The sequence below is a fragment of the Streptomyces venetus genome (genome assembly GCF_039540295.1).
GTDB lineage: Bacteria > Actinomycetota > Actinomycetes > Streptomycetales > Streptomycetaceae > Streptomyces > Streptomyces venetus.
This window is the reverse complement of sequence record NZ_BAABET010000011.1, coordinates 80,971-93,762: the sequence shown is the minus strand read 5'-3', so window position 1 is coordinate 93,762 and position 12,792 is coordinate 80,971. Positions and strand designations below refer to the sequence as shown.

10 protein-coding genes are annotated in these 12,792 nt (G+C 71.9%); 5 read left to right on the top strand and 5 right to left on the bottom strand.

All coding sequences use genetic code 11. The annotated features are described in order from the left end of the window. Positions 1-21 precede the first annotated feature (21 nt). Genes ABEA82_RS31215 through ABEA82_RS31200 form a run of 4 tightly spaced genes read left to right on the top strand, consistent with a single transcriptional unit; the run spans position 22 to position 4,946 of the window. Entirely contained in the window at positions 22-1,518 is a 1,497-nt protein-coding gene (locus ABEA82_RS31215; protein WP_345665079.1) for an ABC transporter substrate-binding protein, read from the top strand. Next, positions 1,515-3,275, top strand: coding sequence for an ABC transporter permease subunit (locus ABEA82_RS31210; RefSeq protein WP_345665078.1), 1,761 nt, complete (start codon positions 1,515-1,517; stop codon positions 3,273-3,275). Before ABEA82_RS31215 ends, ABEA82_RS31210 begins: the two co-directional genes overlap by 4 nt. Then, entirely contained in the window at positions 3,265-4,269 is a 1,005-nt protein-coding gene (locus tag ABEA82_RS31205) for an ABC transporter ATP-binding protein (protein ID WP_345665077.1), read from the top strand. Before ABEA82_RS31210 ends, ABEA82_RS31205 begins: the two co-directional genes overlap by 11 nt. Next, entirely contained in the window at positions 4,266-4,946 is a 681-nt protein-coding gene (locus tag ABEA82_RS31200; protein WP_345665076.1) for an ATP-binding cassette domain-containing protein, read from the top strand. Before ABEA82_RS31205 ends, ABEA82_RS31200 begins: the two co-directional genes overlap by 4 nt. On the opposite strand, the gene ABEA82_RS31195 is transcribed toward ABEA82_RS31200, so the two are convergent. Beyond that, on the bottom strand, positions 4,933-5,517 hold the full coding sequence (locus ABEA82_RS31195; protein ID WP_345665075.1) for a TetR/AcrR family transcriptional regulator: 585 nt from the start codon (positions 5,515-5,517) through the stop codon (positions 4,933-4,935). The two genes, ABEA82_RS31200 and ABEA82_RS31195, sit on opposite strands and share 14 nt — an antisense overlap. An 86-nt stretch (positions 5,518-5,603) precedes the next feature. On the opposite strand from ABEA82_RS31195, the gene ABEA82_RS31190 reads away from it, so the two are divergent. Then, positions 5,604-7,139: an MFS transporter gene (locus ABEA82_RS31190; protein ID WP_345665074.1), complete on the top strand. Its 1,536-nt coding sequence runs from the start codon at positions 5,604-5,606 to the stop codon at positions 7,137-7,139. A gap of 87 nt (positions 7,140-7,226) precedes the next feature. On the opposite strand, the gene serA is transcribed toward ABEA82_RS31190, so the two are convergent. The 4 genes from serA to ABEA82_RS31170 all read right to left on the bottom strand — a co-directional run bounded on the left by serA (position 7,227) and on the right by ABEA82_RS31170 (position 12,594). Then, positions 7,227-8,816 (bottom strand): phosphoglycerate dehydrogenase, encoded by a 1,590-nt coding sequence (serA, locus tag ABEA82_RS31185; protein ID WP_345665073.1) that lies wholly within the window; start codon positions 8,814-8,816, stop codon positions 7,227-7,229. Positions 8,817-9,083: 267 nt separating this feature from the next. Further along, positions 9,084-10,082, bottom strand: coding sequence for a ketol-acid reductoisomerase (ilvC, locus tag ABEA82_RS31180; protein ID WP_345665072.1), 999 nt, complete (start codon positions 10,080-10,082; stop codon positions 9,084-9,086). A 121-nt stretch (positions 10,083-10,203) separates the two neighbouring features. Further along, positions 10,204-10,728, bottom strand: coding sequence for an acetolactate synthase small subunit (ilvN, locus tag ABEA82_RS31175; RefSeq protein WP_010048631.1), 525 nt, complete (start codon positions 10,726-10,728; stop codon positions 10,204-10,206). 21 nt (positions 10,729-10,749) lie between these two features. Then, a complete protein-coding gene (locus tag ABEA82_RS31170; RefSeq protein ID WP_345665071.1) occupies positions 10,750-12,594 on the bottom strand; it encodes an acetolactate synthase large subunit in 1,845 nt (614 codons plus the stop codon). Positions 12,595-12,792: the final 198 nt, after the last annotated feature.

Genomic DNA, 12,792 nt, shown 5'->3' with positions numbered 1-12,792 from the left:
CCCCTTTACCCGGAGGGTTCCGTGCGCCTGCCCGCTCGCCGCCTGCTCCCCGCCACCGCCCTCACCGCCGTCTCCGCCCTGCTCACCGGCTGCTTCACCGGCACGGAGCAGACCACGGGCGCCTCCGGGCCCGGAGGGAAACGCATACGCGTCGCCATGCTCCAGCCACCCCGCTCCGGCCTCTCCCCGCTCTCCGACGACGCGTTCAAGCTGTCGCGCTGGTCGACCGCCGAGACCCTGGTCGAGCTGGACCGGGAGGGCGACGCGCGCCCCGCCCTGGCCACCGAGTGGAGGCGGTCCGGCAGAAGCTGGACCTTCACCCTGCGCGACGGCGTCACCTTCCACGACGGCACGAAGCTCACCCCCGAGACCGTCGTCGAGTCCCTCACCAGAGCCGCCGGCGCCTCCCCCAAGCCGCGCATCCTCGACGGCGTCGACCTGACCGCGAGGGCCGACGGCGACCGGGTGACCGTCACCACCGCCGCCGAGGACCCCCTGGTCCCGCAGCGGCTGAGCTCCCCTCAACTGGCGATCCTGGCGGCGAAGGCCTACCGGGGGAAGACCGTCGACCCCGTCGGTGCCGGCACCGGCCCGTTCGAGCTCACGAAGGTCGACGGCACCTCCTCCGCCACCCTCGACCGCTACGACGGCTACTGGGGCGGGAAGGCCAAGTCCCCCGGCATCGACGTGAAGTTCGTCCCGGACGGCACCGCCCGCGCGGCGGCACTGCGCAGCGGCGAGGCCGACATCGTCGAGGCGATCCCCGTCTCGCAGGCCGCCGTCCTCGACCAGGACCTCGTCACCGAGGTCCCGATGCCGCGCACCAACACCCTCTACCTCAACACGCGGAAGGGCTCCTTCAAGGACCCCGCCCTGCGCGCCGCCGCCCGCGAGGCCGTCGACGCCGAGTCGATCGTGAAGGGGGTGTACGAGGGCCGCGCCGACGTCGCCGAGGGGCTGCTCGGACCCGCCCTGCCCTGGGCCGCCGGGCTGCGCACCTCCGTCGAGCACTCCGAGGCGGGTGACCCGGCCGGCAGGACCATCACCGTCGGTACGTACACCGACCGCTCCGAGATGCCGGAGGTCGCCGCCGCGCTGCAACAGCAGCTCCAGAAGGCCGGGTTCAGGGTGAAGCTGGACGTGCGCGAGTACGCGAACATCGAGTCCGACGCGCTCGCCGGCCGCTTCGACGCGTTCGTCCTCTCCCGGGCCACCGTCCTCGACTCGGGTGACCCGGCCGCCTACCTGTACAGCGACTTCGCCTCCGACGGCACCTTCAATCTCTCGCACCTGACCGACCCGGACATCGACGAGGCGCTGAAGAAGGCCGCGGACACCCCGGTCGGCGACGCCCGCCGCAAGGCGGTCGTGGAGGCCGAGGCCGCCGTCCTGGCCCGGGACGCGGCCGTCCCGATGCTCCACGAGCGGGTGATCCAGGGCGACGCCGCCGCAGTCGTGGGCGCCGCGCACGACCCGCGCGAGCGCGAACTCGTCACGGCGGACACGTACGTCAAGTGAGGTCCGTCGCGAAGCACGCGGCCGGTGTGACCCGCTGCGTGGGCCTCCTCGCCGTCCTGGCCGTCGTCGGGCTGCTGCCCTGGCTCTCCCACCGCGACCCGGCGCTCACCGTGCTGCGCGCCCGGTCGGCCGAGCGGGAGGCGACTCCTCAGGCGCTGGCATCGATCCGCGCGGACCTCGGTCTGGACGCCGGTCCCCTGTCCCTGCTGGGGCGGTGGGCCGGGGACCTGCTGCACGGGGACCTGGGCACCTCCTGGGTGTCGGGCCATGACGTCCTGCCGTCCGTGCTCGCCGGGCTCCAGGTGTCGCTGGCCCTGATGGGCGCGGCACTGGGCGTCGCCGTACTGCTGGCCGCCGCGCTCGTGGCGCCGGTGCTGGTGCGTGGGCGCGGCTCGGCCGGGGCGTTCGCCGCGATGCTCGCGGCCGTACCGGAGTTCCTGCTGGCCACCGTCGTGCTGCTGGTGTTCGGGGTGTGGCTGGGGTGGTTGCCGACGTCCGGCTGGCAGAGCGCCGCGTACCTGGTGCTGCCCGCGCTGGCCCTCGGCGTCCCGGCGGGCGGGCTGCTCGGGCGGCTGGTCGCCGACGCGCTGCCCGCCGTGCTCGAGGAGCGCTGGGTGGAGCTGTGGCGGGGGGCCGGGGTGAGCCGGGCCCGGATCGCCGGGGCGGCGCTGCGGCGCGTCCTGCCGCCGCTGGTCCCGCAGTTCGGGATGGTCGCGGTCGGTCTGACCGGCGGGGCGGTGGCCGTGGAGACGGTGTTCGCGGTGCCCGGCATCGGCCGTACGGCCCTCGGCGCGGCCAGGTCGCAGGACCTGCCGCTGCTCCAGGGCTCCGTCCTCGCCCTGCTGTTGCTCGGCCTGGTCGCGGGTGCCCTGGCGGCGGTCGTACGACGGCGGCTGCTGGGGCCGGCCCTGCGCGACGCCGGGCTGACGCTGCCCCCGGCCCGCCCGGTCCGCGCGCACCCGGCCTTCCCGGCCGCACTGGCCGCCGTCCTGCTGCTGACCATCGGCTGGGGACTGCTGCGCGACCCGTACGCCGTGGACACGACGGTCCGGCTCGCCCCGCCCTCCTGGGCGCATCCGCTGGGCACCGACGGTCTCGGCCGTGACGTGCTGGCCCGGCTCGGGCACGGCGCCGCCTCGACGGTCGGCACGGCGGCGGCCGTCAGCCTGCTGGGCCTGCTGATCGCGCTCGCGCTGGGCTTCCTGCCGGGTATCGCCTCGGGCGCGGCCGACATCGCCAACGCGCTGCCACCGGTGATCGTCGGCATCCTGGTCGCGGCGGCCGTCGGCCCCGGCACCGGCGGGGCGGCCCTCGCGGTCGCGCTGCTCTCCTGGCCGGCCCTGTCCGCGCACGCGGCGGCGCTGGTCCAGGAGGTACGGGCGTCGGCGTTCCTGACCGCCCAACGGGCCATCGGGGCGAGCCCCTTCTGGATCCTCACCCGGCATGTCCTGCCGTCCGTCGCCGCCCCGGTCGCCCGCCACGCCCTGCTGCGTCTGCCGGGCATCGCCCTGGCCCTCGCTTCGCTGGGCTTCCTGGGCCTGGGCGCCCAGCCGCCCGCCCCCGAGTGGGGCCTGCTGCTGGAGGAGTCCCGGGCGTATGTGGAACGCGCCCCCTGGGCGGCCCTCGCCCCGGCGGTGGCACTGACCCTGCTGGCCGGACTCGCGGTGTCGGGCGCGGCACTCACCCAGGGCCGGAGAGTACGGCCGGTCACCCCGGCTCGGGTCGAGATCGAGAAGGAGGCCCCCGTTGGAGTCTGAGGCACGGCTGCCGTCCGAGGCATTGCTCTCGTCCGAGGCACTGCTGTCGGTGCGCGACCTGCGGATCGCCTTCGACGGGGTCGAGGCCGTGCGCGGCCTGTCCTTCGACGTCCGCCCGTGTGAAGTGCTGGCGGTCGTCGGCGAGTCGGGAGCGGGCAAGTCCCTCACGGCCCGCGCGCTCCTCGGCATGCTGCCGCGTGACGCGGCCACGAGCGGGACGATCAGCCCGGACCTCTCGGCCGCGCGCGGCCGCCGTATCTCACTCGTCCCGCAGGACGCGCTGTCGGCGCTGTCCCCCGTGCATCCGGTGGGCGACCAACTCGCCGCCGCCGTACGGTCGGTGGCCCGGGTCTCCCGCGCGGAGGCCCGGTCCCGGGCGGTCGCGGCCCTGGACCGGGTCGGCATCCCGGACGCGGCACGCAGGGCGCGGGCGTATCCGCACGAGTACTCCGGCGGCATGCGGCAGCGCGCGGTGATCGCCATGGCCACTGTCAATGAACCGGACGTCGTGGTCGCCGACGAACCCACCACCGCCCTCGACGAGGAGCACCGCGACCTGGTGCTGCGGCTGCTCGCCGAGCGGCGGGAGGCGACCGGCGCCGCGCTCGTCCTGGTCACGCACGACATGGACGCCGTACGCGGATACGCGGACCGGGTACTGGTCATGTACGCCGGACGCCTCTCCGAACTCGGTCCGACGGACGAGGTGCTGGACCGCCCCCGGGCCCCCTACACGGCCGGTCTGCTGGCGTCCCTCCCGCACAACGCCACCCCGGGCCGCCGTCTCCCGGCCCTGCGCGGCACCCCGCCCGCCCCGGGCACGCTCCCGCCGCGCTGCGCCTTCGCCCCGCGCTGCCCCATCGCGGCAGACCCCTGCCACACGGCCGAGCCGGAGCCCCGGCAGGCGGCCGGACGCCTGGTCGCCTGCCACCGCTGGGAGGAACTCCCCCACCCGGCCGCCGACTTGTTCCTCCAGGAGCGCCGACCCGCATGAGTGAAGCCCTGCTCGACGTCCGCGACCTGTCCGTCCGCTACGGCCCGGTCACCGCCGTTGACGGCGTCTCCTTCTCCCTGGCCGCCGGTGAGACCCTCGCCCTGAACGGCCCGTCCGGCTGCGGCAAGTCCTCCACGGCCCTGGCGGTGCTCCAGCTGCGCCGGCCGTGCCGGGGCGAGGTCCGCTTCGAGGGGCGGGAGCTGACCGCCCTCTCCGAACGCGAGCTGCGTCCGCTCCGGCCGCGCATCCAGCCCGTCTTCCAGGACCCGTACGGCTCACTGAGCCCCCGCCACCGCATCCGTGACGCCATCGCCGAACCGATGAAGATCCAGGGCCGCTGGCACCCCAGCGACGGACCGGCCCGGGTCGCCGGACTCCTCGACCGGGTCGGTCTCGACCCCGCGTACGGCGACCGCCGCCCGCACGAGCTCTCCGGCGGCCAGTGCCAGCGCGCCGGCATCGCCCGCGCCCTGGCCTGCGAACCGCGCCTGCTGGTCCTGGACGAACCGGTGTCGTCACTCGACCCGTCGGTGCGCGCGGGCGTGCTGAACCTGCTCGCCGACCTCCAGGACGATCTGGGCCTCGGCTACCTGTTCATCTGCCACGACCGGGCGGTCGTACGGCACTTCGCGGACCGGGCGATCGAGATGCGCGAGGGACGCGTCACGTCCGGGTAGCGGCCTCGATCACCTGGCGCAGCCCTCCGGTGAGCGCGTCGGCGTCGGGCGCCCGCTCGGGGTCGAAGTTCCACTGTGCGATGAGCCCCGTCATCAGCGTCGTGTAGAACCTGCCGAGCGTGTCCAGGGTCTCCTCCGGGACGTCCTCTTCACGGACACCCGTGAAGAGCGCGACCAGGGCACGCTCGGCGTCCCGCTGTTGCTGCGCCAGATGGTCGCGCACCACGGGCAGCTGGTCGCCCATGGCCACGATCTCCATACTGAGGCGCCACATCGAGCCGGGCCCCCGCATGGTCCCGATGATGTTGGACCACACCTCCTGGAACCGCTCCAGCGAGCCGGGCTCAGCCGTGCTCGCCCCGGGCTCCTCTCCCTCGAAGGCCTCGGAGAGGTCACCGACCAGCGAGAGGTACGCCTCCGCCAGCAGCGCGTCCTTCGAGCCGTAGTGGTAGCCGATCGACGCCAGGTTGGTCCCCGACTCCTTGACGATGTCGCGCGCGGTCGTGCGCACGAACCCCTTCGCCAGCAGGCAGCGCTTGGCGCCCTCCAGCAGATCCTCACGGTGTCCCATGGCATTTCACCCTATCCCGAGATCCAGACGATCGTCTTATACAAGCGTACTAGACAAGCGTTTAAGACGCCCGTACAGTCCTGTCCATGACGACAGAAGCGCACCCTCCCGCCCGCGCCGGCCGCCGTGAATGGACGGCCCTCGGCGTGCTGATGCTTCCGCTGCTGCTGGTCTCGATGGACGTGTCCGTCCTCTACTTCGCGATCCCCGCGATCAGTGCCGACCTGGAGCCGAGCGCCACGCAGCAGCTGTGGATCTTCGACATCTACGGCTTCGTGCTGGCCGGCCTGCTGATGACCATGGGCTCGCTGGGCGACCGCATCGGCCGCCGCAGGCTCCTGCTGGCCGGCGCCGCCGCCTTCGGCACGGCCTCCCTGGTCGCGGCCTACGCGAGCAGCGCCGAGACCCTGATCGCCGCCCGGGCCGTCCTCGGCATCGGCGGCGCCACCCTGATGCCGTCGACGATGGCACTGGTCCGCACGATGTTCACCGACCCGGCGCAGCGCACCAAGGCGATCGGTGTGTGGTCGGGGGTGATGACGGCCGGCATCGCGCTCGGCTCGGTGATGAGCGGGGTGCTCGTCGAGCACTTCTGGTGGGGCTCGGTCTTCCTGGTCAACCTGCCCGCGATGCTGCTGCTCCTGGTCCTGGGCCCCGTCCTGCTGCCCGAGTCGCACAACCCGCGCCCCGGCCGCTTCGACTGGCCGAGCGTCCCCCTGTCGATGGCGGCGGTGCTCCCGGTGATCTACGGCCTGAAGGAACTCGCGTCGCAGGGCTGGAACGTGGGGTACGTGATGTCGGTGACGGTCGGCCTGCTCTTCGCCGCGCTGTTCGTCCACCGTCAGCGCACGGCCGTCTCCCCGCTGATCTCGCCCGGACTGTTCCGGGTGCGCGGCTTCAGCCCGTCCGTCGTCCTGAACCTCGTCGCTGCCTTCGGCATGATGGGCTCGGCGTACTTCACGACCCAGTACATCCAGTCGGTCCTCGACAAGAGCCCGCTGGAGGCGGCGCTGTGGAGCCTGCTGCCGTCGGTGCCCATCGGACTCGCGGCCCCGGTCGGCGCACAGCTCGTGCGGCGGGGCGTGCCGCGCGCGTACGTGGTCGGCGGCGGCTTCGCGGTCAGCGCGTGCGGCTACGTGATGCTGGCCCTGGCCGGCACGGACTCCCTCTGGCTGTTGCTGGCCGCGTGCGCCGTCCTGGCCTGCGGCATCGTCGCCGTCATGTCCCAGGTGGCCGACCTGGCACTGAGCGCCGCCCCGGTGGAGAAGGCGGGCGCGGCCTCGTCCCTGCTGGAGACCGGCACGGAGTTCGGCGGCGCGCTGAGCATGGCGTTCCTCGGCTCCATCGGCACGGCCGTCTACCGCCACGAGATCGCGGCCTCGGCGCCGGCTCCGGCCCGCGAGACACTGGGCGGCGCTCTCGCCGTGGCCGACCGTCTTCCGGGGCGCGCGGGAGACGCCCTGGCGACGGCGGCGCGCGAGGCCTTCACCAGCGGCATGCACGCGGCGGCGGTCACGGGCGCGGTCCTGCTGGCCGGGGCGGCGGCAGCGGCGGTGGTGACCTTGCGGCGCATCCAGGTACGGGAGTCCGCGACGCCGGAGCCGGAGAAGGCGGCCGTGTAAGCAGACCCACAGCAAGCGAAACGCCGGGCGGGCTGATCGACTCAGCCCGCCCGGCGTTCGAGGTCCGGGGCGGGGCCCCGGGACAGCTCAGGCCAGGTTCACGGAACGGGACGAGGTCGCCCCGATCTCCGCCGCCACCTCGGCCAGCACACCGGGAGTCACCGTGTCGTCGACGGTCAGCACGGCCAGCGCCTCGCCACCGGCCACGGCCCGCGACACCTGCATGCCGGCGATGTTGATGCCCGCCTCGCCCAGGATGCGGCCCACCGTACCGACGACGCCCGGCCGGTCCTCGTACCGCAGGACCACCATGTGGTCGGCGAGCGCGAGGTCCACGTCGTACTCACCGACGGCGACGATCTTCTGGAGGTGCTTCGGGCCGGCCAGCGTGCCGGAGACCGACACCTCCTCGCCGTCGGCGAGGGTGCCGCGCACGGTCACGACGTTGCGGTGCTCGGTCGCCTCCGAGCTGGTGGTCAGCCGCACCTCGACGCCGCGCTCCTGCGCGAACAGCGGGGCGTTGACGTAGGAGACCGTCTCGTCGACGACGTCCTCGAAGACACCCTTGAGGGCGGAGAGCTCCAGCACCTTCACGTCGTGCTGGGTGATCTCGCCGTACACCTCGACGTCGAGGCGGACCGCGACCTCACCGGCGAGCGCGGTGAAGATCCGGCCGAGGCGCTCGGCGAGCGGCAGGCCCGGCTTGACGTCCTCGGCGATGACACCGCCCTGCACGTTCACCGCGTCCGGCACGAGCTCACCGGCGAGGGCGAGGCGCACCGAGCGGGCGACGGCGATACCGGCCTTCTCCTGGGCCTCGTCCGTGGAGGCACCGAGGTGCGGGGTGCAGACGACCTGGTCGAACTCGAACAGCGGGGAGTCCGTGCAGGGCTCCTTCGCGTACACGTCGAGGCCGGCACCGGCGACCCGGCCCTCCTTGAGGGCGGAGTACAGCGCCTCCTCGTCGACGATCCCGCCGCGCGCGGCGTTGACGATGCGCACGCTCGGCTTGACCTTGCGCAGCGCCTCGTCGCCGATCAGACCGAGGGTCTCGGGGGTCTTGGGGAGGTGGACGGTGATGAAGTCGGAGACCTCGAGCAGCTCGTCCAGGGACACCACCTTGACGCCCATCTGCGCGGCCCGGGCGGGCTGCACGTAGGGGTCGTAGGCGACGACCTTCATGCCGAAGGCGGACATCCGCTGGGCGACGAGGGCACCGATCCGGCCCAGGCCCACGACACCGAGGGTCTTCTCGGCCAGCTCGACGCCCGTGTACTTGCTGCGCTTCCACTCGCCGTTCTTCAGCGCGGCGTTCGCCTGCGGGATGTTGCGGGCGGTGGCGACCAGCAGACCGCAGGCGAGCTCGGCGGCGGTCACGATGTTCGAGGTGGGGGCGTTGACGACCATCACGCCGGCCTTGGTGGCGGCGGAGACGTCGACGTTGTCCAGGCCGACGCCGGCTCGCGCGACGACCTTGAGCTTCTTGGCGGCGGCGATCGCCTCGGCGTCGACCTTGGTGGCCGAGCGGACCAGGATCGCGTCCACGTCGGCGATGGCCGGGAGCAGCTCGGCCCGGTCCGCGCCGTTGCAGTGCCGGATCTCGAAGTCCGGGCCAAGCGCGTCGACGGTGGCGGGCGACAGCTCTTCAGCGATGAGTACGACGGGTTTCGAGCTCACGTGAGTCCTCACAAGTCCAATGCTGCGGACGGCCGTCCCGACGGCCGCAGGCGGTGGAGGGGGCTAGTCGCGTGGAAGACGCACGACGCTGTGGGCCTGACGCGTATGTAGTGCAGCAGTCTAGTGGCGCCGAGGGCGTCGTCCTGTGCCGCTGCGGAAGGATCACCCGTCCGTGGCCGGACGGGATGGACAACGCCGTGTCCCCGACGTTACCCCGGGTTCACCGAAAGGGCCGGAGCGGGGTGCTCCGGCCCTTCGGTCATCGGCTTACGCCTCTTCGTCGACCCAGCTCATGAGCTTGCGCAGCTCCTTGCCGGTGGTCTCCAGCAGGTGCTCGGAGTCCTGCTTCTTGTACTCGTTGTACTTCTTCAGGCCGCCGTGGTACTCGTCCATCCACTGCTGAGCGAAGGTGCCGTCCTGGATCTCGGCGAGGACCTTCTTCATCTCGGCCTTGGTGGCGTCCGTGATGATGCGCGGGCCGGTGACGTAGTCGCCCCACTCGGCGGTCTCGGAGATCGACCAGCGCATCTTCTCCAGGCCGCCCTCGTACATGAGGTCGACGATCAGCTTCAGCTCGTGCAGGCACTCGAAGTACGCGATCTCCGGCTGGTAGCCGGCCTCGGTCAGCGTCTCGAAGCCGGCCTTCACCAGGGCGGCCGTGCCACCGCAGAGGACGGCCTGCTCACCGAACAGGTCGGTCTCGGTCTCCTCGGTGAAGGTCGTCTTGATGACACCGGCGCGGGTGCCGCCGATGCCCTTGGCGTACGACAGGGCCAGCGCGAAGGCGTTGCCGGAGGCGTCCTGCTCGACGGCGGCGATGCAGGGAACGCCGCGGCCCTCCTCGTACTGGCGGCGCACCAGGTGGCCCGGGCCCTTCGGGGCGACCATGCAGACGTCCACGCCGGCCGGGGGCTTGATGAAGCCGTAGCGGATGTTCAGGCCGTGACCGAAGAACAGCGCGTCGCCGTCGTTCAGGTTCGGGGCGATGTGCTCCTCGTAGACCTGGGCCTGGATCGGGTCCGGGACCAGGATCATGATGACGTCGGCCTCGGCGGCGGCCTCCGACGGGCTCACCACGCGCAGACCCTGCTCCTCGGCCTTGGCCTTGGACTTGGAGCCCTCGTGCAGACCGACGCGGACGTCGACACCCGAGTCACGGAGCGACAGCGCGTGGGCGTGGCCCTGGCTGCCGTACCCGATGACCGCGACCTTGCGGCCCTGGATGATGGACAGGTCGGCGTCGGCGTCGTAGAACAGCTCGGCCACTTTGGGTTCTCTCCTCGGGAGTGCAGGTGTTGCGTCCCACCGTATGACGGGGGGCGGAAGGGAAGTCTGTGGGTCTCGGAATACGGGCGGCCGACGGCGCGCCGACCGCCCGTTTCAGGTCTTAGGCCGACCGGTCCAGGGCGCGCAGCGACCGGTCCGTGATGGAACGGGCGCCGCGGCCGATCGCGATCGTGCCGGACTGGACGAGCTCCTTGATGCCGTACGGCTCCAGCATCTTGAGCATCGCGGACAGCTTCTCGCCGGATCCGGTGGCCTCGATGGTGACGGCCTCCGGGGAGACGTCGACGGTCTTGGCGCGGAACAGCTGGACGATCTCGACGATCTGGGAGCGCGTCTCGTTGTCGGCGCGCACCTTCACCAGGACGAGTTCGCGCTGCACCGCCTGCGACGGCTCCAGCTCGACGATCTTCAGCACGTTGACGAGCTTGTTGAGCTGCTTGGTGACCTGCTCCAGCGGCAGGTCCTCCACGCCGACGACGATGGTGATACGGGAGATGTCGGGGTGCTCGGTGACGCCGACCGCGAGCGAGTCGATGTTGAAGCCGCGGCGGGAGAACAGGGCGGCGATCCGGGCGAGGATGCCGGGGGTGTTCTCCACCAGGACGGAGAGCGTGTGCTTGGACATGGTCTTTTACGTCTCTCTCGCTCAGTCGTCTTCGTTGTCGCCGAAGTCGGGGCGGACGTCCCGGGCGGCCATGATCTCGTCGTTGGAGGTGCCTGCGGCGACCATCGGCCAGACCATCGCGTCCTCGTGGACGATGAAGTCGACGACGACCGGGCGGTCGTTGATGGAGTTCGCCTCTTCGATGACCTTGTCGAGGTCGGCCGGGTCCTCGCAGCGGATGGCGTAGCAGCCCATGGCCTCCGACAGCTTCACGAAGTCGGGGACGCGGGTGCCGCGGGCCTCCGGGTTGATGTCCTCCGGGCCGGAGTGCAGCACGGTGTTGCTGTACCGCTGGTTGTAGAAGAGGGTCTGCCACTGGCGGACCATCCCGAGGGCGCCGTTGTTGATGACGGCGACCTTGATCGGGATGTTGTTCAGGGCGCAGGTGGTGAGCTCCTGGTTGGTCATCTGGAAGCAGCCGTCGCCGTCGATGGCCCAGACGGCCTTGTCGGGTGCTCCGGCCTTGGCGCCCATGGCGGCCGGGACGGCGTAGCCCATGGTTCCGGCGCCGCCGGAGTTCAGCCAGGTGCCCGGCTTGTCGTACTCGATGAAGTGGGCGGCCCACATCTGGTGCTGGCCGACGCCCGCGGCGAAGATCGTGCCCTCGGGCGCGAGCTGCCCGATGCGCTCGATGACCTGCTGCGGGGAGAGCGAGCCGTCGTCGGGCTGGTCGTAGCCGAGCGGGTAGGTCTCGCGCCAGCGGCTGAGGTCCTTCCACCAGGCGCTGTAGTCGCCCTGGTGACCCTCGCTGTGCTCCTTCTGCACGGCCTGGATCAGGTCGGCGATGACCTCGCGGGCGTCACCGACGATCGGCACGTCGGCGGCGCGGTTCTTGCCGATCTCGGCCGGGTCGATGTCGGCGTGGACGATCTTGGCGAAGGGCGCGAAGCTGTCCAGCTTGCCGGTGACGCGGTCGTCGAAGCGGGCGCCGAGGGCGACGATCAGGTCGGCCTTCTGCAGACCGGTGACGGCGGCCACGGAGCCGTGCATACCGGGCATGCCCAGGTGCTGCGGGTGGTCGTCGGGGAACGCGCCGAGGGCCATCAGGGTGGTGGTCACGGGCGCGCCGGTCAGCTCGGCGAGGACCTTGAGCTCGGCGGTGGCCTTGGCCTTGAGCACGCCGCCGCCGACGTAGAGCACGGGCCGGCGGGCCTGGGTGATCAGCTTGGCGGCCTCGCGGATCTGCTTGGCGTGCGGCTTGGTCACCGGGCGGTAGCCGGGCAGGTCCATCGCGGGCGGCCAGGAGAAGGTGGTCTTCGCCTGGAGGGCGTCCTTGGCGATGTCGACCAGGACCGGGCCGGGGCGGCCGGTGGAGGCGATGTGGAACGCCTGGGCGATGATGCGCGGGATGTCCTCGGCCTTGGTGACGAGGAAGTTGTGCTTGGTGATCGGCATGGTGATGCCGACGATGTCCGCCTCCTGGAAGGCGTCGGTGCCGATCGCCTTGGAGGCCACCTGGCCGGTGATCGCGACCAGCGGCACGGAGTCCATGTGCGCGTCGGCGATCGGGGTGACCAGGTTGGTGGCGCCGGGGCCCGAGGTGGCCATGCAGACGCCGACCTTGCCGGTGGCCTGCGCGTAGCCGGTGGCGGCGTGACCGGCGCCCTGCTCGTGCCGGACCAGGACGTGGCGCACCCTGGTGGAGTCCATCAGCGGGTCGTAGGCCGGGAGGATCGCACCGCCGGGAATGCCGAATACCGTGTCGGCGCCGACCTCCTCGAGAGAGCGGATGAGGGACTGCGCGCCCGTCACCTGCTCGGGGGCGGAGTGTCCTCCGGATCGGGGCCGGGGCTGCGGGTGGTGGGCCCCGGTGGCCTGCTCGGTCATCGGCATTCTCTTCTCAGATGCTGAGGGTTTTTGCGAGATTTGTACGGTTTTCTACTGCTGCACGAGAGGCGCCTGTGCAACAAAAAACCCCTCGTGCCAAAAGGCAAGCGAGGGGAGCGCGCCGGGTGGAGTCGCTGAGCGGTCGAGGCTCAGCGTCAGCCGACGCGCTTTCCAAGTACGAGAATTCGGGTGCGCATG